The sequence below is a fragment of the Neobacillus sp. Fa239 genome, from assembly GCF_055395235.1.
In genome coordinates this window covers 4,692,794-4,713,408 of record NZ_AP041611.1, presented here as the reverse complement: position 1 = coordinate 4,713,408, position 20,615 = coordinate 4,692,794, and the positions used below count along the sequence as shown (strand labels likewise).

The following is a 20,615-nucleotide window of genomic DNA, read 5'->3' as shown; positions in this document are numbered from 1 at the left end:
GGAATACTGATGGAAACGCGCGGAATAAATCTAGGTACCGGCGGAATTAACCACGAATCCCGCGGGATTCATTCAAAAACCCGCGGAATCCCTACCACACCCTCCTTTTAGGAATCCCCTATCTAATCAACCCCCCCAAGATTTTTTCATTGACTAACGTTGCCACAGGGGTTAAACTACTATTAACTTTAACTTATTACCATATTAGCAGACTAAAGGATTTTAACATAAAAAGGATGAGCATGATGAGTCGTTTATTTATGTTTGAGAAGCCATTGGGCATGAGAGATACATTACCTGAGCTATATGAAAAAAAGCATCATGTTCGTTCCCTGCTGGCAGATACAATCAAACGCTGGGGGTATCAATTTATTGAGACACCTACACTTGAATACTATGAAACAGTCGGCAATGTGTCCGCGATACCCGATACTCAGCTTTTTAAATTGCTTGATAAGGATGGGCATACGCTCGTTTTAAGACCGGAAATGACAGCCCCAATTGCGCGTGTGGCGGCTTCTAAGCTGCTGCAGGAGGACCTGCCGCTTAGGCTGGCCTATTCGGCGAATGTTTTCCGTGCACAACAGCGGGAAGGCGGACGTCCAGCTGAATTTGAACAAATCGGCGTGGAATATATGAATGATGAGACGATATCGAGTGATGGCGAGGTCATTTCCTTATTGATTTCCTCCCTAAAGCGGGCCGGCTTGCAAACATTCCAAGTGTCTATTGGCCATATTGGCTTTACCGAAGAATTATTTTTGCAAATACTTGGAACCGAAGAACGAGCCAAAACACTGAGAATGTTTTTATTTGAAAAAAATTATGTTGGATACCGTGAGCATGTTGGGTCGCTCTCCTTATCCTCTATCGATAAACAAAGACTGCTTCAGCTGTTGGAATTAAGGGGAGGAGCAGAGGTCATCGGCAAAGCGCTTGATATCATTGAAAATGAACAAGGCAAACAGGCCATCTTAGAGCTGATGGAATTAGCGGATGTTCTCGATGATTATGGTGTCGGCGAGCAGGTGAAATTTGATCTGACGCTGATCAGCCATATGAGCTATTATTCGGGCGTTTTATTTGAGGTCTATGCCGGGAACGTGGGATTTCCAATTGGGAATGGCGGCAGATATAGTTTAATAGAGAAGTTTGGCAAAAATGCCACTGCAACCGGATTTGCGCTCCAGCTCAATCGCGTGTTGGAGGCTATCGGAGAGATCCCCAAGCAAGACGGACTCCAGTGTATTTTGTTCAGCGGGGAGCGCAGGAAGGAAGCCTTTCAAATGGCGCAGCGCATGCAGGAGCAAGGTCAGCGGGCAGTGCTTCAGGACATTTCCGGTGTGAAAAACCTCGATGCTTTTTCAAAAAGATTTTCCAATACGATTTATTTAATTGGAAGGAGCCTGAACGATGAGTGAAATCTTAACCATTGCCATGCCAAAAGGGCGGATTTTTGAAGAAGCTGTCGTCTTGCTCCGGAAGGCAGGCTATCAGCTGCCACCTGAATTTGATGATTCGCGCAAATTGATTATAGAAATTGAAGGCGAGGGGCTGCGATTTATTTTAGCCAAGCCGATGGATGTACCTACCTATGTCGAGCATGGCGTAGCCGATATCGGCATTGCCGGGAAAGATGTGTTACTCGAGGAGGAACGGGATGTATATGAGCTCCTCGATTTACAGATCAGCGGCTGCTATTTGGCGGTTGCCGGACTGCCCGGCACCAAAATGAATGATGTGGCCCCGAAAGTGGCGACGAAATATCCAAATGTGGCGGCACGCTACTTCCGCGAACAAGGAGAACAGGTAGAAATTATTAATCTGAACGGATCCATTGAGCTAGCGCCGATCATAGGCTTATCAGACCGCATCGTCGACATTGTTTCCTCAGGCCGAACATTGAAGGAAAATGGGCTCGTTGAATATGAAAGAATTGTTGATGTGACATCGCGCCTCATCGTAAACCCTGTAAGCTATCGAATCAAGGATTCCAGCATTAATGAACTGGTCACAAGACTTAGTGAAGTTGTGCTTTTGGAGGTGGATTAATAAAATGAAAATACAAAAAGTAACGAGTCTCGTCTCGATCAAACGAAGCATTGAAGCAGGTACTTCCGAACAGCTTTCGATTGTTAAAACCATCATTGAGGATATCCGTTCCCGCGGTGATGAAGCGCTCCGGGACTACACGGAAAAGTTCGATCAAACACGGTTATCCACTTTTTTAGTATCGGAACAGGAAATCGAGGAAGCTTATAATCAAATCGATGAGAGTTTTGTCAAGATTGTGAAAGAAGCAGCCGAAAATATCCAGCTCTTTCATGAAAAACAGCTCCGGCCATCCTGGATGACAACAGAAGAGAACGGTACGATTCTCGGGCAAAAAATAACCCCTCTTGATTCAGTCGGTGTTTATGTACCAGGCGGAACTGCCGCTTATCCATCATCCGTTTTGATGAATGTGATTCCCGCCAAAGTAGCAGGAGTCAAAAGAATTGTCATGGTTTCCCCGCCGGACGCTGAAGGGAAATTACCTGCTCAAGTGCTGGTCGCAGCGAAGGAAGCAGGAGTGAAAGAAATATATAAAGCTGGTGGTGCCCAGGCGATTGCGGCCCTTGCCTATGGTACGGAATCAATCCTATCCGTAGATAAAATTACCGGTCCCGGCAATATTTTTGTCGCTCTCGCCAAGCGGGAAGTGTTCGGTGATGTGGATATCGATATGATTGCCGGTCCAAGTGAAATTGCGATAATTGCCGATGACTCCGCACGGGCAGACGAAGTAGCAGCAGATCTCTTGTCGCAGGCCGAGCATGACGTGCGTGCCTGCAGCATCCTTGTTACCCCGTCCATACAATTAGCGGAAGAGGTTGCTGCTGAGGTGGAAAAACAACTGGCCGTTTTGCCAAGAAAAGAAATTGCCGCCAGGGCGATTGAACAATACGGCACAATCTATGTGACAGCCAACATAGAGGAAGCGGTGGAGACCGTGAACCAGTTGGCACCTGAGCATTTAGAAATTATCACAGAAAATGCGATGGAGCTTCTTGGAAAAATCCGCCACGCGGGAGCGATCTTTATCGGACGTTATAGCTCGGAGCCTGTTGGCGATTATTTTGCTGGGCCCAATCATGTGTTACCGACAAATGGAACGGCAAGATTCTCAAGCCCGCTCAATGTGGATGATTTTCAAAAAAAATCAAGCGTTATTATATACAGTCAAAAGGCATTTAACGAGAACGGCCGAAAAATTGCCGAGTTCGCCCGGATGGAAGGTCTCGAAGCCCATGCCAGGGCAGTGGAAAGCAGATTGAAAAATGACAAAAGGGGGCCGCATTCATGGAAAGAGTGGCAACAATCGAACGAAAAACAAACGAAACAATGGTTAACCTTTCACTAGGAATTGACGGAGAAGGTCTGTCCAATCTTGAAACAGGAGTGCCCTTTCTCAGCCATATGCTGGATTTATTTACAAAGCACGGCCAGTTCAATCTGACAGTCGATGCCAAAGGTGATATCGAGGTGGATGACCACCATACAACAGAGGATATCGGGATTTGCCTCGGACAGGCATTAAGAGAGGCTCTTGGAGATAAGCGGGGTATTAAGCGCTACGGGAATGCCTTTGTTCCGATGGATGAAGCATTGGCACAGGTAGTGGTGGACTTGAGTAATCGCCCACATCTCGAAATGCGCGCAGAGTTCCCCGGCCAGAAAGTGGGAACCTTCGATACCGAGCTTGTTCATGAATTTTTATGGAAGCTTGCCCTTGAAGCAAGAATGAACCTTCATGTGATTGTTCATTACGGAAAAAATACCCACCATATGATTGAGGCTGTGTTTAAAGCCCTTGGACGGGCATTGGATGAAGCAACGACGATTGATCCCCGCATCAAGGGGGTTCCATCAACGAAAGGGATGTTATAGATGATCGGAATTGTCGATTATGACATGGGAAATCTGTTTAGTGTCAGTAAAGCACTCGAACGGTTAGGGGCGGATTATTTTATTTCCGGTGAAAAAAGTGAACTGCTTAAAGCTGACGGGCTGATTCTCCCTGGAGTAGGTTCCTTCCGTGACGCGATGGAACTGCTGCCGGCAGACGCGATAAAGGAATTTGCCGCAACAGGTAAACCATTATTGGGCATTTGCCTGGGCATGCAGCTTTTATTTGAGGAAAGTGAGGAAAACGGACCCGCAAAAGGGTTAGGGCTCCTGCCCGGAAAAGTCCAGCGCTTCTCTGGGCAAACGCCGTCAGGAGAATCCTACAAGGTCCCTCACATGGGCTGGAATCGGCTGCAATTTGTCCAATCCTCCCCGATTTTGAAAAATTTGCAGGAGGATTATGTATACTTTGTCCATTCCTATTTTGTGAATGCAGAGGAAAGTGATGTTTTAATAGCTAAAGCAAATTATCATGAGGATGTAGCTGCCGTTGTCGGCAGAGGGCAAATATTCGGCATGCAATTCCACCCTGAAAAGAGCAGCAGGCTTGGGATGGCCCTGCTAAATAATTTTTTACAGCTGGTTGAAAGCGGGGTGTCAGTAAAATGAGTTTAACGATCTATCCTGCTATTGATATGCGGGGAGGAAATTGTGTTCGTCTCCTGCAAGGGGATTACGGAAAGGAAACCGTCTATGGTGATTCGCCCTTTGATATGGCAGCGCGTTTCGCTCAAGATGGATCAGATTGGATCCATATGGTCGACCTAGATGGAGCCAAGGACGGTAAACGAGTGAATGACCGTTTTGTTATAGAAGCAGCAAGAGAATTGAAGGTTAACATTCAAATTGGCGGCGGAATTCGTTCGGAAGAAGATATCGTGCATTACCTTGAAAATGGCGTGAATCGTGTCATCATAGGAAGCGTGGCCGTTTCGCAACCTGACTTTGCGATCAAGATGATTCAAAAATACGGCAAACAAATTGTCATCGGCATTGATGCGAAAAATGGGTATGTTGCCACTCACGGCTGGTTAGAAACATCCCAAATAAAGGCGGTTGAGCTGGGGAAACGCTTTGCGGATGCGGGGGCGGAAACGTTTATCTTCACCGATATTGCAACAGATGGCACTCTTTCCGGACCGAATATTGCCGCGGTGAGTGAATTGGCAAGAGTGACGGGTAAACAGGTGATTGCATCCGGAGGGGTAAGCAGCCTGGCCGATATCAATGCGTTAAAATCTGTTACAAATCAAGGAGTAAGCGGAGCCATTATTGGCAAGGCCCTTTACGAAAATTGCTTTACCTTGAAGGAAGCGCTGGATGAGGTGAGAGTATGGCCTTGACGAAACGAATTATCCCCTGCCTGGATGTAAAGGAAGGCAGGGTAGTAAAAGGCATCCAATTTGTTCAGCTCCGCGATGCCGGCGATCCGGTTGAACTGGCGAGATTTTATGATGAACAAGGAGCAGACGAGCTTGTTTTTCTAGATATTTCAGCTTCGGTGGAAGGCAGGAAAACGATGGTGGAAGTTGTGAAGGCGGTAGCCTCAGAGCTTGCCATTCCCTTTACAGTGGGGGGCGGCATCAACTCGCTTGAAGATATGAAGCGAATTCTCCGTGCCGGTGCGGATAAAGTATCCTTGAATACAGCTGCCGTTTTAAATCCCCAAATCATCAGTGAGGGAGCAGACTATTTCGGGTCACAATGTATCGTGGTGGCGATTGATGCCAAGTTTGATGAAGAGTGGGGGACGTGGCGGGTATTTACCCATGGCGGCCGCAAACCAACTGATCTGAGAGTAGTAGAATGGGCCCAAAAGGCTGTTGAACTGGGTGCGGGAGAAATTTTACTAACAAGCATGGATTGTGATGGTGAAAAGGATGGATTTGACCTGACGTTGACAATGGCAGTCAGTGAGGCAGTATCCGTTCCGGTCATTGCATCAGGCGGTGCAGGGAATGCCGGTCATTTTGAGGATGCTTTTTTACAAGGAAAAGCAGATGCAGCCCTTGCGGCTTCCATTTTTCATTATAAAGAAACGTCTGTCCATGAAGTAAAGGAGTATTTAAGGGAGAAGGGAGTCATGATCCGATGAAATTTGATGAAAACGGCCTTATTCCGGCTATTATACAGGATGCAGCAACGAAGGAAGTTCTTACGCTTGCTTATATGAATCAGGAATCTTATCAGAAAACCTTAGCAACCGGTGAAACTTGGTTTTACAGCCGTTCCCGTCAGGAACTATGGCATAAAGGGGAGACGAGCGGGAACACCCAAAAGGTCGTTAGCATCCATTATGATTGCGACCAGGATGCGCTGCTTGTCCTTGTAAATCCTAAAGGGCCCGCCTGCCATACAGGGAGTGTCAGCTGTTTTTCAGAAAAGGTTTTTGAAGGGAAATCCAGTCAGGCTGACTATCAGATTCTCCAAACATTGGAGCAAATCATCATAGACCGTGAGCGCGAGCGTCCTGAAGGGGCGTATACGACTTATCTTTTTGAAAAAGGAGTCGATAAGATTCTGAAGAAAGTCGGCGAAGAAGCGGCAGAAGTCATTATTGCAGCCAAAAATCGCGACCAAGATGAGCTGAAGTGGGAGGCCTCCGATTTGCTTTACCACCTGCAGGTATTATTAGTGGAACAAGGTCTCCCGTTCAAAGAAGTTCTCAAAACATTAGAAGAAAGACACAACAGCCGGCAATGATTTGCCGGCTGTACTTTTTTCTCCCATTTTTCTTCTCGAACAAGTTGTATATATGGTATACTACATTAGTTATGTTTAAAGAAAGAAGATGGAGGACTTCATGGGTAAAGATTCGAAAGCAAGAAAGCAAAGAGGGAAGGTTCTTTCATTTCTACCAACAGGGGAATATTACTTCACCAAGGGGATCAAAGCATACCAGCGGCGTGATTATCGAAAAGCAAAAAAATATCTCGAGCGGGCGATGCAGCTTGAACCAGGTGAACCGATGATTGTCTGTCAGCTTGCGATTGTGTGTACTGAACTGGGCGAGTTTGAAAATTCCAATCGACTCTTGCATTTAATCCTTGAAGATCTTGATGTTGAAATGGTTGAAGGACACTATTTTTTAGCAAATAACTATGCCCATATGGGACTTTTTAAAGATGCATATCACCATGCAAAGCTTTATTTAGAATTAGAACCGGATGGAGATTTTCTTGAGGATACGGAAGAGCTTCTTGAAGTGCTGACATTTGAGGAAGAAGACCTTGAAGATGAATTATATCAACAAGATGACTTAATCTTAAAGCAGGAACAGGCAAGAGATTTATTGGAATCAGGATATTTTCCGAAAGCCATTGAGCTCTTAAAAGAAGTAGTCGAAGAATATCCGGAGTATTGGTCTGCTTACAATAATTTAGCGCTTGCCTATTTTTATCTAGGCAAATCGGAAAAAGCAGAGTCGATTCTTGAGGATGTTCTTGTCAGGAACCCTGGAAATCTTCATGCGCTCTGTAACAGTTTGGTCTTTGCATATTACCAAAGCCAGAAAGAACAGGTCATTCATCTCGTAGAGACATTAAAAAAAATCCAGCCGATTCTATCCGAGCATCAATTTAAGCTTGGGGCAACCTTTGCGTTAATCGGTGAATATGAACTTGCGTATTTTTGGCTAAAAAAGCTATATAAAGCAGGTTTCGATGGTGATGGTCCCTTTTATTATTGGCTCTCCAGCACAGCTTTTCATACAGGGCGCGAGAGTTTTGCCAAAACCATTTGGAAAAAGGTCCTTGAAATCAATCCGGAAAAAGAAGGATTTGAACCTTGGAATGACGAAAAGGAACCGGCCATTGGCTTTGAAGATCACCCAAGTTCCATTTTTCAAAAACTGGAAAGTGATTACCTGGAAGAACGCTTATTTGCGATTTTTCTTGCCGGGCTGTCAGATAAATCAAATGAAATCTTCTCCTCGAAACGAATATTTCAAAATCAAAAGCTAACCTTGATGGAACGGGAATACATTGCCTTAATCAAAACGGGAAAGCCGTCGATTACGGCGGATGCCCAAGAAATTGGCGAGCTTTTGTATCAAAATCATCAACCGATTGGCACCATTGAGTCCGGCTTATTCTTAATGTGGTTTTCCGTTTTTAGCGAAATTGCCAAGTCTGGTGTTCGCTTAAAGAACAAACATGCCTGGGCGGGAGCCGTTGAATATGTGTGGAGTAAGCTTCGCAGTGAAAAGGTATCCCAGCAGGAAATTGCCCAACGCTATGGCTTATCCGCTGCCACTGTCGGTAAATATGTTAAAATGGTGAATAACTTCTTGGATTAAGCAAATTCATGGACGATATGCGATATGTTTTATACGATTAGGTAAAGGGAATGATATTACCTAATCGTTTTTGTTTTTTGAAGGAGTGAATAAACATGTCTGAAGAAAAAATTTATGATTGTCTGATCGCTGGTGCCGGCCCTGCCGGAATGACCGCTGCCGTATATACCTCACGTGCCAATCTTTCTACCCTCATGATTGAGCGGGGCATGCCGGGAGGACAAATGGCCAACACCGAGGATGTTGAAAACTATCCTGGCTTTGAGAGTATCTTAGGTCCGGATTTATCGACAAAAATGTTTGAGCATGCAAAAAAATTCGGGGCCGAATATGCCTATGGGGATATTAAAGAGGTTGTTGACCATGGCGACTATAAACTTGTCAAAGCCGGCTCGAAAGAATATAAAGCCTATTCCGTTATCATCTCTGCCGGTGCCGAGTATAAAAAAATCGGTGTTCCGGGTGAAAAAGAGCTTGGCGGCCGCGGCGTTTCCTATTGCGCGGTTTGTGATGGAGCTTTCTTTAAAAATAAAGAACTATTTGTCATCGGCGGCGGCGACTCGGCTGTCGAAGAAGGCGTATATTTAACAAGATTTGCCTCCAAGGTTACCATTGTTCATCGCCGCAACGAGCTTCGTGCCCAGAAAATTCTCCAGGACCGGGCGTTTGCGAATGAAAAAGTGGACTTTATTTGGAATCATACGCTGAAATCCATCAATGATAAAGATGGCAAGGTTGGCAGTGTGACCCTTGTTTCAACAGAAAATGGCCAGGAACAAGAATTAAAGGCAGACGGCGTTTTTATTTATATCGGGATGCTGCCATTATCAAAGCCATTTGAGAACTTAGGTATCACGAATGAAAATGGCTATATTGAAACAAATGAACAAATGGAAACGAAGGTCCCTGGGATTTTTGCAGCCGGCGATATTCGTGAAAAAACGCTTCGCCAAATTGTAACAGCAACAGGCGACGGAAGCATCGCCGCCCAAAGCGCCCAGCATTATATTGAAGAACTGAAGGAAGAATTAAAATTAAAAAAATAATTTACAAAAACTTTAAAAAAGTAATTCTGTTTTAATTCTCCTGTAACAGTAGTGAAACAAATATTTGGTATGATATGGGTAGTAATTGACCCCCTTTAAAAATATACCTTTTCACGCACAGGCCAATAGCCTGTGCTATTTTTTTTGACTTGATTTATTTACATAAAAATGAAATTTGTATTCATTGTGACAGCTTGCCAAAAATAGTATAATGAGTAGAATAAATAAAAATTATTTTACGATATTTCTAAGTATGACGGAAAACAAAAGGGTGAAAGATCGTGCAGCGTGTCACCAATTGTGTGTTGATGAGAGAAAATCAAATACTGCTGCTGCAGAAGCCAAGGCGTGGCTGGTGGGTTGCCCCAGGTGGAAAAATGGAGCCGGGGGAATCTGTTCGCGATTCCTGTATTCGTGAATACCGTGAGGAAACAGGGATCTACCTAAAAAATCCACAATTAAAAGGCGTTTTTACCATGATTATGAAAGAAAGTGACCAAGTCCTAAGCGATTGGATGATGTTCACCTTTCTCGCAACAGAATCCGATGGTATGCGCTTCGAAGAATCCGATGAAGGCAAGCTTTCCTGGCATAAGCTGGACCAGTTGAAGAATTTGCCGATGGCCGCAGGTGATTACCATATAATCGATTACATGATCCATGGAAAAGGGATTATTTACGGCACATTTACTTATACGAAGGACTTTCAGCTAATCAGTTATCGATTAGATCCAAGCTAATAGGGGGAATGGAGCATGAGCACCGGTTCAACTAGCGATACTCAAATGGTTATTATAACGGGAATGTCTGGAGCTGGAAAAACAGTTGCGATCCAAAGCTTTGAAGATTTAGGTTTCTTCTGTGTTGATAATTTGCCCCCAACATTATTGCCTAAATTTCTAGAACTAATGAAAGAATCCGGGAATAAAATGAATAAAGTGGCCTTGGTTATGGATTTGCGCGGCCGGGAATTCTTTGATCATCTTTTTAAAGCATTGGATGATCTGGCGGAAACCTCTTGGGTTGCCCCAAGGATTTTATTTTTAGACGCAGATGATTCCACGTTAGTTCGAAGATATAAAGAAACGAGACGGTTCCATCCGCTTGCCCAGGCTGGTCTTCCGCTGGAAGGAATAAAGCTGGAGCGAGAGCTGTTGGAGGAATTAAAAGGGCGGGCACAGTTAATTTACAATACTTCCGAAATGAAGCCGCGTGAATTGCGTGAGAAAATTTTAACTGAATTTACGGCAAATAAAAAACTTATTTTTACTGTCAATGTCATGTCATTTGGGTTTAAGCACGGGATTCCAATCGATGCTGACCTTGTATTTGATGTGCGCTTCCTGCCAAACCCTCATTATATTGACCATATGAGGCCTAAAACCGGGCTTGAAGAAGAAGTATCCAGCTATGTCTTGAAATGGAATGAAACACAAAAGTTTTTGGAAAAAGTCACAGACCTCCTCGCGTTTATGCTTCCTCATTATAAACGGGAAGGAAAAGCACAGCTGGTGATTGCAATAGGATGTACAGGCGGTCAGCACAGGTCCGTCACTCTTGCAGAATATATCGGCCATTTTTTCGAGCATGATTATAAAACATGCATTTCTCACCGTGACATTGAGAGGAGAAAGGAACATACAACATGAGGGAGTTACGACAGCCAAGAATTGTCATCGTTGGCGGGGGAACCGGGCTGCCTGTTTTGCTCAGGGGATTAAAGCAATATCCTGTTGACATTACCGCGATTGTAACAGTTGCGGATGATGGCGGCAGCTCTGGAAGGCTGCGCGAGGATTTGCATATTCCTCCCCCAGGGGACATTCGCAATGTGTTAGCTGCACTATCCGATGTTGAGCCCCTAGTTGAAGAAATGTTTCAGCATCGGTTTAAAACCTCGAATGAGTTATCGGGACATTCACTTGGAAACTTGATATTAGCTGCGATGACATCAATCACCGGAAATTTTGTTCATGCCATTCAAGAAATGAGCAAGGTGTTAAATGTCCGCGGCAAGGTTTTACCGGCGGCAAATCAGAGTGTGGTCTTACATGCTGAATTGGAGGACGGGACAACGGTTTCAGGTGAATCGAAAATCCCTTTCTCAGGAAAAAGGATTAAAAGGGTTTTTTTGACACCAAAAAATATTCGGCCTTTACCGGAGTCCATTCAAGCGATTAGGCAGGCTGACTTAATCATTATTGGTCCTGGCAGCCTTTATACCAGTATTCTTCCTAATCTCCTGGTTCCAAGACTTGGGGATGAACTGTGCCGTGCTCACGCTAAAAAGGTGTATATTTGTAATTTGATGACCCAGGCGGGGGAAACACACGGCTACACCGCCAGCGACCATGTGAAAGCCATCTATGCACATTTGAATTGCTCCTTTATTAATACAATCCTTGTGAATAATGAAGAGATTCCGCAGGATGTACAGCTCCGCTATAATGAAGAGCTGGCAGACCCGGTACAGTATGATCTTCCTAATCTCTATCAACTTGGTTTGGATGTTGTTCATGCAGATATTGCGATTCAAGAAAATGGAGCATTACGGCATGATCCAAAAAAAGTGGCTCGAATTTTATATAATTTACTTATAGATGAAACCAAAAGGCGTTACGATGCGTAATAATAGAAGTTAGATATAAGGGGGTGAGGGAATGTCTTTCGCTTCGGAAACGAAAAAGGAATTAACGAATTTAGAAATGAAAACATGCTGTACGCAAGCTGAGCTTTCCGCTTTGATTCGAATGAACGGTTCCCTTTCATTCTCTAATCGCAAATTAATTGTTGATGTTCAAACCGAAAATGCAGCAATTGCCAGAAGAATTTATTCATTATTAAAAAAGAGCTACGATGTTCAAGTCGAGCTGCTTGTTCGAAAAAAAATGCGGCTGAAAAAAAATAATGTTTATATCGTCCGTTTAACCGATCGGGCAAAAGAGATCCTGGAAGATACAAAAATCCTTGGTGAAGGATTCACTTTTATTCATGATATCTCTGAGGATCTTGTGAAAAAGAAGTGTTGTAAACGATCTTACCTTCGTGGGGCTTTTTTAGCAGGAGGTTCCGTTAACAACCCGGAGACCTCATCCTATCATTTGGAAATTTTTTCGCTATATAAAGAACATAATGACTCTTTATGCGAATTGATGAATACATTTGGTCTAAATAGCAAAACACTCGAGCGAAAAAAAGGCTTTATTACTTATTTAAAGGAAGCCGAGAAAATCACCGAGTTTTTAAATATCATTGGGGCCCACAATGCCTTGCTTCGCTTTGAAGATGTCCGCATTGTCAGGGATATGCGAAATTCCGTTAATCGTCTCGTCAATTGTGAAACAGCAAACTTAAACAAAACCATCGGTGCTTCCATCCGTCAGGTAGAAAATATCCGATTTATAGATCAAACGGTTGGACTCCATATTCTGCCTGAAAAATTAAGGGAAATCGCTGAACTGCGGATGAATTACACGGATGTGACCCTGAAAGAATTAGGAGAAATGGTTTCAGGCGGAGTAATCAGTAAGTCGGGGATTAATCACCGCTTAAGGAAAATAGACGAGATTGCTGATAAATTACGTATCGGGGAATTAAGTACTAAAAAATAGATAATAAGCTGAGGAGGATTTAGTGTCATGAAGGAGAAACAGGTAGAAGTAAAATTAAAAACCGGGCTCCAAGCCCGACCGGCAGCCCTTTTTGTTCAAGAGGCAAACCGGTTTTCATCCGATATTTTTCTAGAAAAGGATGGCAAAAAGGTCAACGCTAAAAGTATCATGGGGTTAATGAGCCTTGCAGTAGGCTCTGGAGTGGTTATTAACATTGTGGCGGATGGTGTTGATGAAGAAAACGCTATCACGGCATTGTCTCAATTTATTGAGAAGGATCATTAATTGGTAAGGGTGTGGCAGATGTCACACTCTTTTATTGATTTTAAGTGAGTTATTGCCCAAAAATGAAATAAGAGTGTTATTTCGATCAAAGGAAACGTGTTCCATAACCGAAAAATGTTTTGGGGATAGATATCGCGGACAGTTTTACCGATTTCAAGAAAGGTAATGTCCTCAAGAGAGCTGATTGGGGACAGTTTGACTAGTTTCGAGTTAGGTAATGTCCTCAAGAGAGCTGATTGGGGACAGTTTCACCAGTTTCAAGGCAGGTAATGTCCTCAAGAGAGCTGATTGGGGACAGTTTAACTAGTTTCGAGTTAGGTATTGTCCTCAAGAGAGCTGATTGAGGACAGTATCTTAAAACCATTAGTTTATTAAAAAAATCTTTTAAATAACGAAGAATCCTTCAAAGTGGACTAAGTTAAAAAAAAGCAATCGGCACCAATGCCGATTGCTTTAAAAAACTACTTTTTCGCTTTCTCATCAAGAATATTACGAGTAATGATTTGGTCGATCAGACCGTATTCTTTTGCTCTTTCAGCTGTCATGAAGTTGTCGCGGTCTGTGTCCTTTTGGATCACTTCAAGCGGCTGTCCAGTGCGTTCTGAAAGAATGCCGTTTAATTTTTCGCGAAGGAAAAGAATGCGCTTAGCGGCAATTTCGATTTCTGTTGCCTGACCTTGAGCACCGCCAAGTGGCTGGTGAATCATCACTTCTGCATTTGGAAGCGCAAAACGCTTTCCTTTTTCCCCTGCAGCAAGTAGGAATGCACCCATTGACGCTGCCATCCCGATACAAACAGTCGATACATTTGGTTTAATATATTGCATTGTATCGTAGATCGCCATCCCGGCTGTGATGCTTCCGCCAGGGCTGTTAATGTATAGCGTAATGTCCTTTTCAGGATTTTCTGCTTCAAGGAATAATAATTGGGCAACAATCGAGTTGGACACATTGTCATCAATGGCGCTGCCAAGCATAATAATGCGGTCTTTTAACAAACGGGAATAAATATCATAAGCACGTTCGCCCCTGTTTGTTTGTTCAATAACTGTAGGAATCAAATTCATTTTTCTTCCTCCCTTTAAGTATAAAATTTTAAAACTTATGTATTGTTATCATACACTGATGGTCAATTAAGGTCAAACAAATCGCTTCAAATTTGTTCGACAACTTTCCCCTATTCATCATTACCAAACAGGATGATTTTAAACCTAATACAGGCTTGCAAAATAATAAGATTTCGCATATAATAGGTAAGTCGTTAATATTTTGCCCTCGTGGTGCAATGGATAGCACGCAAGATTCCGGTTCTTGAAATTCGGGTTCGAGTCCTGACGAGGGCGTACACAAGTCCCTGTGTTTGTTGAGTTTTTCATCAGACATGGGGATTTTTTTGTTGGGTGCCTTCAATTGCGGATACCACGTAACGAATTAATATGCAATTGGAGTGGGAAATTTATGACAAGAAGAAAAGGAACGGCCAGTGTAAAGGTATTGTGAAACCGTGATTCAGGCTCATCAGGCAGCAATTACCTTAACCATGAATACTGCCTGATGGGGCCTCACACTTTTCATAAATATACCAAACTAGTTATTGCCATTGTTCCCCCTCGCTTGCCCATTACCTGTTCTTGGTTGTTGAACTCTTATACTTTTGATGGTTTTTCCGTCAGTATTATAAAAAATTGAAAAAACACTGCCAGTCGTTACTTGATTTAAGCTGATATTGCTTTGTGTCATACCATTTTGTCCTCTTGTCATGGTTGTTAAAGTAACTCCATTAGGGATAACAATGGTTTTTATTTCACCGGTATAATTCCTGACTCTCATACCACCTCTAAAGCCACCACCACCATTTCCACCATTAAAGCGCCCGTTTCCGTTACTGCCGTTGCCATTACCTGAACGATTTCCTCCGCTACCTCTATTACTATTACCGTTTTCATTGCCAGCTTGTTGATTACGTCCAGAAAATTGCGGGGTTTCCATAAGCTTTAGAGTAACTTTATTCCCTGAAATAGCTGACACCTCACCGTAGACATCCGGTTTCTGAAACGTAGGTCTATTTCCATTTGCAAAATTTCCATTTCCATTGGACGCTGCGGAAGCTTGTCCAGAATTTGAAGTGTTGGAGCAACCTGCAATAACGAAAACCATTAAAACAGAAACAAAAGTTGTAAATAATCGTTTCTTTTTCATTTTCAAGACTCCTCTATATTTTTGATAATTTATGACCCCCATTATCGAGGAGAAATCTTAATTTAAACTTAAAAAATGAAGAATTTTACGTAATAACCACTCCCTGGGTTCGTGGTAATTTCTTTCATTTCTTCTTTATCAAATTTATAAATGGCTTTTTCCCGTGATCTTCGCGTTCATTGGGACTTTTTTGTATGTAAAGAAGTGCCATTGACCTATTTATAACTAAGATGAAGCCGTTAGTTATATGAAAAATTGATGAAGGAATTTTAATGGAAAGTTTATGGTAAATAAGTATCTATTATTATATGATTACTTTTGCTGATTAGATATTTGAGAATATGGATTGACTCGGAAAGCAGGTGATGAAATTGAATACAAAAGACACGAATTTTTCTAGCAGGTTAGATGGCTTTATCCTGCTGATATTAATCGCATTTTTTGTTTTAAGTATCATTTTTATTTATAGCAGCCAAAGAACAGGCGAATATGGAGCGACGAACTTTGCCCTAAAACAAGGGATTAACTATTTAATTGGATTTGCAATTTTAATATTAGTCGCCTGGCTTGATATTGATCAAATTCAGAAATTGGCATGGCCTTCCTATATAATTTTCTTTCTTTCTATTATTGCTTTGAAATTTTCACCGAGCAGGATTGCCCCTTTGATTCTGGGAGCAAAAAGATGGTTTAGTGTCCCTTTGCTGGGCTCAATCCAGCCTTCGGAGTATTTTAAAATTGCCTTGATTATATTAGTTGCTAGAATTATCACGAAACATAATTCCAAATATACAGATAAAACGATGAAAACGGACTTGCTGCTTGTCGGGAAAATTTTACTCGTCACAATCCCACCATCACTAGTTGTATATATACAGCCGGACACGGGTATGGTTTTTCTCTATTTTGTTGCAATAGCAAGCATGCTTTATTTGTCTGGTCTCCAAAAAAGATTAATAGCTATATTTGCCATTATTCCGCTCCTTGTTATGGGCTTGCTTGTGTATCTGTATTATTATCAACCCAATGTGATTTATAAAGATTTAATTCCAATGCTTTCGCCCCATCAGCAATCAAGGATAATCGGTTGGTTAGACCCTGCAGGAAACAGTAATGATGCTTATCAAACCCAAAGATCGTTGCTTGCTGTAGGCAGCGGTGAAATTTACGGCAAGGGAATCTTGCATGGCAATGTCTATGTTCCTGAAAAACATACAGATTTTATTTTTTCCACTGTAGCGGAGGAAACCGGATTTTTTGGTGCATCATTTGTGATTATCTTATTCTTTCTGTTAATTTATCGGATTGTTGGGACAGGTCTTGAATCAGAAACCGGATTTGGAGCATATGTATGTACAGGTTTAGCGTTTAGCTTAACGGTACAGATTTTCCAAAATATTGGAATGGTGGTTGGATTAATGCCTGTTAAAGGGATTTCCCTTCCCTTTTTAACTTATGGGGGGAGTTCATTGTTTTCAAACATGATTGCAATGGGAATGGTATTGTCGATTCGGAAAACGTTAGGGCTATACATGTTTGCCAATAAAGCAACGCATAAAGAGTCAATATAAAGTCTAAATAAAAAGCGTGCAGAGAAATATCGTTTTCTGCACGCTTTTTTCATTAAAACAAAAAAACAGAGACAATTAAATGTCCCTGCTAATTTTTGACGAGATAAATATTTTCTTTCTGATGATTTAATTTCTTAGTTACTTTAAATCTCTTTTCGTAATTAACAAACATGGAGATATTAACTAAAATACCTGAAGCGATTGCTAATTGAATCAGAGAAGACCCTCCATAACTGACAAATGGAAGAGGAACACCAGCAAGAGGAAGAATACCTGAGACACCGGCAAGATTAACAAAGGCTTGAACTCCAATCATACTTGAAATCCCAATTGCTAATAAACTTCCAAATGGATCTTTACATCGTGCCGCAATATGTAACCCTCGTAACACAATAAAGGCTAAGGTAATAATGACAAATCCCACGCCCCATATTCCTAACTCTTCCGCAATAACCGCCATTATAAAGTCTGTATGCGGCTCAGGCAAATATCCAAGTTTTTCAATACCCTTTCCTAAGCCTAAACCATTAACTCCACCGGAACCAATTGCTATGTAAGAATTAACCAGGTGATAACCCGAAGTTTTTGCAGTTGCAAAGGGATCCTTTAAGACAGAAAATCGCCCCATCCGCTTGGAGGTAAATACTTTATTATGGAAAATAATAATAATGGGAATGGCGGCAATAACTCCCATCAGGCCAAGTTTTAAAAAATTTTTAAAACTTATTCCTGTTGACATAATAATAGCGCTGGAAAATAATAGGATCAATTCAACGGTTCCAAAATCAGGCTGGCTGGCAATCAAAAAACAAACCATTGTTAAATAGATTAAAGGAGGAACGACTCCTTTATTAAATTCATTAATATAGGCTTGTTTTTTGGCATAAATAGCGGATAAATAGATGATGACACAAAGCTTAACAAATTCTGATGGTTCAATACTTAATGGGCCAAGTTTAATCCAGCTTTGTGCTCCTCCGGCAGCATGGCCATAAAGGGAGAGGAACAGTAATAGCAGTAAAGAACCGAACACCATAGTTCTAAGGATCTTATTGCTTTTCAAAGCTTTGTAAGGAAAAAATGAAAATATTACAAAAATGAAAAAAGCGATAATCAGAAATAGCTTTTGTTTTTGGTAAAAATAATCACTGCTGGCCCCATATCTTTGAACAGCCATCGCCATGCTCGCACTGTAGACCATGACCAAACCAAAGAGAGATAATAAAATAATCGCGATTACTAATGTATAATCATATGATTTTAGTATTTTCTTAAACATAAATCCTCTCCTTGTTTTTTTGATAACCTTGCTCAGTATATCATTTCGTATTTTAAGGCTTTATTAAAAAATAGTTATAATTTAATTAAAGGAAAGCGTGGGATTAGCCAAAGTAAATACCTTTTAAAATTAATTCTCTAAATGGTTGACAAAGAGGGATTCCGGAGCTATTATTCAAATAATTGATATGTTCTCGTTAGGTGAGGCTCCTATACAAACATAGGCCACTGCCCGGAAACGTCGAAAGACGCCAATGGGTAGAACAGGTATTGCCGGATTAAGGCTCTACATAAGGTGGCTAAGGGATATCCTTTACGTTGTATAGTGCCAAAACTCAACTTGGGGGAATCGGTTTATTTGTTATGAACTCAAAGCCCCCAGGGACAATCCTTGGGGGCTTTTCATATTATATGCTAGGGGGGAAAACTGGAAATGGACAGTAGCAATAGTCGAATGTGTAATGTGATAGAAAAGTTATTTAGTAGGATGTATAAAATTCCTTTACCATGGGATGGTTTGTCTATTTTCAGTCTGTACCTTTAAACGCTTAGACTGAATTTACTCCACTTGCCCCATAGAAGGAACATAACACTCCTGCTGATATAGGCAGGGGTTTTTATTTTGAATTTTAAAAGGGGCTGTTCACCATGCAATTCAATATTTTTTCCAATATTAAAACAAAAAATAAATTTGGATGGGCCGATATTCTTGTCCTCTTCCTATTATTAGCCATTTTATATGCAGCAGCGAAACTAGGCTCCGGTATGGAGGTGCCTTTTTCAGCAGTTCAGCAGTCAAAATTAAGCCTTGACCCAAAATGGCTTCCTTATTATGCAGGACGGTCATTACTGCGAATGTTTATCGCATTTGCTGCCTCATTAGTCTTTACTTTTGTGTATGGTCGAGTAGCTGCCTATAACAAAATGGCTGAAAAATTTATGATTCCTGCTATTGATATACTCCAATCTGTGCCCGTTTTAGGTTTTTTATCGGCAACTGTCCTTGCTTTTATGTCTTTATTCCCAGGCAGTTTATTAGGTGTAGAATGCGCATCTATTTTTGCTATTTTTACTGGTCAGGTTTGGAATATGACCTTTAGCTTTTATCATTCTTTAAAAACAATTCCACGGGAATTGGATGAAGCGATAAAAATGAACCGATTAGGCAGTTGGAATCGATTCTATAAATTAGAAGTTCCGTTTTCTATGATTGGTTTAGTTTGGAACAGCATGATGTCTTTTGGTGGAGGCTGGTTTTTCCTTGCTGCCAGTGAATCCATAAGCGTTCTCAATCAGAAAATCCATTTACCCGGAATCGGATCGTACATGGCCTTGGCAGCGGATAAGGGAGATATCAAGGCGATTATTTATTCCATTTTAACAATGATTCTATTAATTGTAGTTGTCGATCAGTTATTTTGGCGACCGATCATTGCCTGGAGTCAAAAATTCAAAAATGAACAGACAGAATCAGGTGATTTACCGACTTCTTGGGTATTTAATATCCTGAAAAGGGCAAGGTTTGTCCATTTCCTTAGCCAAAATCTTAAAAGAATATTCCATGACTGGCTGATCGTCATCTTAAAAAAACGGACCGAAAAGGCTTTTCCAAAAGTACCGAGAATACTCAAAATCTTAATCAAATGGCTGCTCGTTGTTTTCCTTATGGCAACTGTTTGTAAATATATTTACGAAGGAATAATCGAAATATCCAGGCTAAGCTGGGCTGAACTGACCCATGTAATTGTTCTTGGACTGCTCACGGCTTTACGTGTGTTTATTTCGACACTATTAGCAGTTATATGGACACTTCCTGTAGGAGTCTTTATCGGAACCAATCCACGGCTTTCAAGAATTGCTCAACCGATTGTACAGGTACTGTCATCTTTTCCGGCTAATATGGCGTTCCCAATCATTATCATTCTTTACTTAAAGTTAAAAATATCTATGGAGATTGGTGCCATTCCTTTAATGATGTTAGGGACACAATGGTATGTGCTTTTTAATGTCATTGCCGGTGCGATGGCGATTCCTTCTGATCTTAAAGAAGCGAGCTCTATATTAAAGCTAACACGCTTTCAGACTTGGAAAACGTTAATTCTACCGGCAGTTTTTCCGTTTCTTATTACAGGGTGTATCACTGCCAGTGGTGGAGCCTGGAATGCAAGTATTGTTTCAGAAATTGTTTCTTGGAAAAGTCATACCATACAAGCATCAGGTTTAGGTTCGTATATTGCAGAAGCAACGACTAAAGGAAATTGGCCAGAGATTATTTGGGGAATCATTGTCATGTGTTTATTAGTGGTAATCGTCAATCGGCTTGTATGGCGCAGATTGTTTCATCTTGCAGAAAAGAAATACCATTTAGATTGAGGTGTGA

General features: G+C 41.7%; 20 protein-coding genes, 1 tRNA gene and 1 riboswitch. Of the genes, 18 read left to right on the top strand and 3 right to left on the bottom strand.

Features of this window, described 5'->3' with window-relative positions:
* Positions 1-245 precede the first annotated feature (245 nt).
* From ACZ5XR_RS23435 to ACZ5XR_RS23365, 15 genes are all read left to right on the top strand, one after another.
* Complete coding sequence (locus ACZ5XR_RS23435; RefSeq protein ID WP_464502415.1) at positions 246-1,421, top strand: ATP phosphoribosyltransferase regulatory subunit; 1,176 nt, start codon at positions 246-248, stop codon at positions 1,419-1,421.
* A complete protein-coding gene (gene hisG / locus ACZ5XR_RS23430; protein WP_464498883.1) occupies positions 1,414-2,052 on the top strand; it encodes an ATP phosphoribosyltransferase in 639 nt (212 codons plus the stop codon). The genes ACZ5XR_RS23435 and hisG overlap by 8 nt, the downstream gene beginning before the upstream one ends.
* A 4-nt stretch (positions 2,053-2,056) precedes the next feature.
* Positions 2,057-3,403, top strand: coding sequence for a histidinol dehydrogenase (hisD, locus tag ACZ5XR_RS23425; RefSeq protein ID WP_464498882.1), 1,347 nt, complete (start codon positions 2,057-2,059; stop codon positions 3,401-3,403).
* The gene (hisB, locus tag ACZ5XR_RS23420) at positions 3,343-3,930 is read left to right on the top strand and encodes an imidazoleglycerol-phosphate dehydratase HisB (RefSeq protein WP_464498881.1); all 588 of its coding nucleotides are present in this window, start codon (positions 3,343-3,345) and stop codon (positions 3,928-3,930) included. The genes hisD and hisB overlap by 61 nt, the downstream gene beginning before the upstream one ends.
* The gene (gene hisH, locus ACZ5XR_RS23415; RefSeq protein ID WP_464498880.1) at positions 3,931-4,557 is read left to right on the top strand and encodes an imidazole glycerol phosphate synthase subunit HisH; all 627 of its coding nucleotides are present in this window, start codon (positions 3,931-3,933) and stop codon (positions 4,555-4,557) included. It abuts the gene before it with no gap.
* The gene (gene hisA / locus ACZ5XR_RS23410) at positions 4,554-5,291 is read left to right on the top strand and encodes a 1-(5-phosphoribosyl)-5-[(5-phosphoribosylamino)methylideneamino]imidazole-4-carboxamide isomerase (RefSeq protein WP_464498879.1); all 738 of its coding nucleotides are present in this window, start codon (positions 4,554-4,556) and stop codon (positions 5,289-5,291) included. Before hisH ends, hisA begins: the two co-directional genes overlap by 4 nt.
* Positions 5,282-6,043, top strand: coding sequence for an imidazole glycerol phosphate synthase subunit HisF (hisF, locus tag ACZ5XR_RS23405; protein ID WP_464498878.1), 762 nt, complete (start codon positions 5,282-5,284; stop codon positions 6,041-6,043). Before hisA ends, hisF begins: the two co-directional genes overlap by 10 nt.
* A complete protein-coding gene (gene hisIE, locus ACZ5XR_RS23400; RefSeq protein WP_464498877.1) occupies positions 6,040-6,651 on the top strand; it encodes a bifunctional phosphoribosyl-AMP cyclohydrolase/phosphoribosyl-ATP diphosphatase HisIE in 612 nt (203 codons plus the stop codon). The genes hisF and hisIE overlap by 4 nt, the downstream gene beginning before the upstream one ends.
* A gap of 100 nt (positions 6,652-6,751) precedes the next feature.
* Positions 6,752-8,245 (top strand): tetratricopeptide repeat protein, encoded by a 1,494-nt coding sequence (locus tag ACZ5XR_RS23395; RefSeq protein WP_464498876.1) that lies wholly within the window; start codon positions 6,752-6,754, stop codon positions 8,243-8,245.
* Positions 8,246-8,340: 95 nt separating this feature from the next.
* Positions 8,341-9,291, top strand: a complete 951-nt coding sequence (gene trxB / locus ACZ5XR_RS23390; protein ID WP_464498875.1) for a thioredoxin-disulfide reductase — start codon at positions 8,341-8,343, stop codon at positions 9,289-9,291.
* A 281-nt stretch (positions 9,292-9,572) separates the two neighbouring features.
* Positions 9,573-10,031: an NUDIX hydrolase gene (locus ACZ5XR_RS23385; protein ID WP_464498874.1), complete on the top strand. Its 459-nt coding sequence runs from the start codon at positions 9,573-9,575 to the stop codon at positions 10,029-10,031.
* Between the two features lie 15 nt (positions 10,032-10,046).
* Positions 10,047-10,940, top strand: coding sequence for an RNase adapter RapZ (gene rapZ / locus ACZ5XR_RS23380; protein WP_464498873.1), 894 nt, complete (start codon positions 10,047-10,049; stop codon positions 10,938-10,940).
* Positions 10,937-11,920, top strand: coding sequence for a gluconeogenesis factor YvcK family protein (locus ACZ5XR_RS23375; protein ID WP_464498872.1), 984 nt, complete (start codon positions 10,937-10,939; stop codon positions 11,918-11,920). Before rapZ ends, ACZ5XR_RS23375 begins: the two co-directional genes overlap by 4 nt.
* 31 nt (positions 11,921-11,951) lie before the next feature.
* The gene (whiA, locus tag ACZ5XR_RS23370; protein ID WP_464498871.1) at positions 11,952-12,902 is read left to right on the top strand and encodes a DNA-binding protein WhiA; all 951 of its coding nucleotides are present in this window, start codon (positions 11,952-11,954) and stop codon (positions 12,900-12,902) included.
* Between the two features lie 27 nt (positions 12,903-12,929).
* Positions 12,930-13,187 carry an HPr family phosphocarrier protein gene (locus ACZ5XR_RS23365; RefSeq protein ID WP_464498870.1) on the top strand — a complete coding sequence of 86 codons (258 nt, stop codon included), beginning with the start codon at positions 12,930-12,932 and terminating at the stop codon, positions 13,185-13,187.
* Positions 13,188-13,648: 461 nt separating this feature from the next.
* Here the strand turns inward: ACZ5XR_RS23365 and clpP are convergent, their stop codons facing one another.
* Entirely contained in the window at positions 13,649-14,254 is a 606-nt protein-coding gene (clpP, locus tag ACZ5XR_RS23360; RefSeq protein WP_464498869.1) for an ATP-dependent Clp endopeptidase proteolytic subunit ClpP, read from the bottom strand.
* 204 nt (positions 14,255-14,458) lie between these two features.
* Between clpP and ACZ5XR_RS23355 the strand changes: the two genes are divergently transcribed.
* Positions 14,459-14,530: transfer RNA gene (locus ACZ5XR_RS23355), tRNA-Arg, on the top strand.
* 244 nt (positions 14,531-14,774) lie between these two features.
* Here the strand turns inward: ACZ5XR_RS23355 and ACZ5XR_RS23350 are convergent.
* Positions 14,775-15,386, bottom strand: a complete 612-nt coding sequence (locus ACZ5XR_RS23350; protein WP_464498868.1) for a hypothetical protein — start codon at positions 15,384-15,386, stop codon at positions 14,775-14,777.
* 365 nt (positions 15,387-15,751) lie between these two features.
* On the opposite strand from ACZ5XR_RS23350, the gene ACZ5XR_RS23345 reads away from it, so the two are divergent.
* A complete protein-coding gene (locus ACZ5XR_RS23345) occupies positions 15,752-16,957 on the top strand; it encodes an FtsW/RodA/SpoVE family cell cycle protein (protein WP_464498867.1) in 1,206 nt (401 codons plus the stop codon).
* Between the two features lie 88 nt (positions 16,958-17,045).
* Here the strand turns inward: ACZ5XR_RS23345 and ACZ5XR_RS23340 are convergent, their stop codons facing one another.
* On the bottom strand, positions 17,046-18,236 hold the full coding sequence (locus tag ACZ5XR_RS23340; RefSeq protein ID WP_464498866.1) for an FtsW/RodA/SpoVE family cell cycle protein: 1,191 nt from the start codon (positions 18,234-18,236) through the stop codon (positions 17,046-17,048).
* A 185-nt stretch (positions 18,237-18,421) separates the two neighbouring features.
* A riboswitch (M-box (ykoK) riboswitch) is annotated at positions 18,422-18,589 on the top strand.
* Between the two features lie 294 nt (positions 18,590-18,883).
* Between ACZ5XR_RS23340 and ACZ5XR_RS23335 the strand changes: the two genes are divergently transcribed.
* The gene (locus ACZ5XR_RS23335) at positions 18,884-20,608 is read left to right on the top strand and encodes an ABC transporter permease (RefSeq protein ID WP_464498865.1); all 1,725 of its coding nucleotides are present in this window, start codon (positions 18,884-18,886) and stop codon (positions 20,606-20,608) included.
* Positions 20,609-20,615 lie beyond the last annotated feature (7 nt).

Excerpts from the sequence above, each read along its gene's own strand:
- ACZ5XR_RS23435 (WP_464502415.1), top strand. The coding sequence starts at position 246 with ATGAGTCGTTTATTTATGTTTGAGAAGCCATTGGGCATGAGAGATACA.
- hisG (WP_464498883.1), top strand. The coding sequence starts at position 1,414 with ATGAGTGAAATCTTAACCATTGCCATGCCAAAAGGGCGGATTTTTGAA.
- hisD (WP_464498882.1), top strand. The coding sequence starts at position 2,057 with ATGAAAATACAAAAAGTAACGAGTCTCGTCTCGATCAAACGAAGCATT.
- hisB (WP_464498881.1), top strand. The coding sequence starts at position 3,343 with ATGGAAAGAGTGGCAACAATCGAACGAAAAACAAACGAAACAATGGTT.
- hisH (WP_464498880.1), top strand. The coding sequence starts at position 3,931 with ATGATCGGAATTGTCGATTATGACATGGGAAATCTGTTTAGTGTCAGT.
- hisA (WP_464498879.1), top strand. The coding sequence starts at position 4,554 with ATGAGTTTAACGATCTATCCTGCTATTGATATGCGGGGAGGAAATTGT.
- hisF (WP_464498878.1), top strand. The coding sequence starts at position 5,282 with ATGGCCTTGACGAAACGAATTATCCCCTGCCTGGATGTAAAGGAAGGC.
- hisIE (WP_464498877.1), top strand. The coding sequence starts at position 6,040 with ATGAAATTTGATGAAAACGGCCTTATTCCGGCTATTATACAGGATGCA.
- ACZ5XR_RS23395 (WP_464498876.1), top strand. The coding sequence starts at position 6,752 with ATGGGTAAAGATTCGAAAGCAAGAAAGCAAAGAGGGAAGGTTCTTTCA.
- trxB (WP_464498875.1), top strand. The coding sequence starts at position 8,341 with ATGTCTGAAGAAAAAATTTATGATTGTCTGATCGCTGGTGCCGGCCCT.
- rapZ (WP_464498873.1), top strand. The coding sequence starts at position 10,047 with ATGAGCACCGGTTCAACTAGCGATACTCAAATGGTTATTATAACGGGA.
- ACZ5XR_RS23375 (WP_464498872.1), top strand. The coding sequence starts at position 10,937 with ATGAGGGAGTTACGACAGCCAAGAATTGTCATCGTTGGCGGGGGAACC.
- whiA (WP_464498871.1), top strand. The coding sequence starts at position 11,952 with ATGTCTTTCGCTTCGGAAACGAAAAAGGAATTAACGAATTTAGAAATG.
- ACZ5XR_RS23365 (WP_464498870.1), top strand. The coding sequence starts at position 12,930 with ATGAAGGAGAAACAGGTAGAAGTAAAATTAAAAACCGGGCTCCAAGCC.
- clpP (WP_464498869.1), bottom strand. The coding sequence starts at position 14,254 with ATGAATTTGATTCCTACAGTTATTGAACAAACAAACAGGGGCGAACGT.
- ACZ5XR_RS23350 (WP_464498868.1), bottom strand. The coding sequence starts at position 15,386 with ATGAAAAAGAAACGATTATTTACAACTTTTGTTTCTGTTTTAATGGTT.
- ACZ5XR_RS23345 (WP_464498867.1), top strand. The coding sequence starts at position 15,752 with ATGAAATTGAATACAAAAGACACGAATTTTTCTAGCAGGTTAGATGGC.
- ACZ5XR_RS23340 (WP_464498866.1), bottom strand. The coding sequence starts at position 18,236 with ATGTTTAAGAAAATACTAAAATCATATGATTATACATTAGTAATCGCG.
- ACZ5XR_RS23335 (WP_464498865.1), top strand. The coding sequence starts at position 18,884 with ATGCAATTCAATATTTTTTCCAATATTAAAACAAAAAATAAATTTGGA.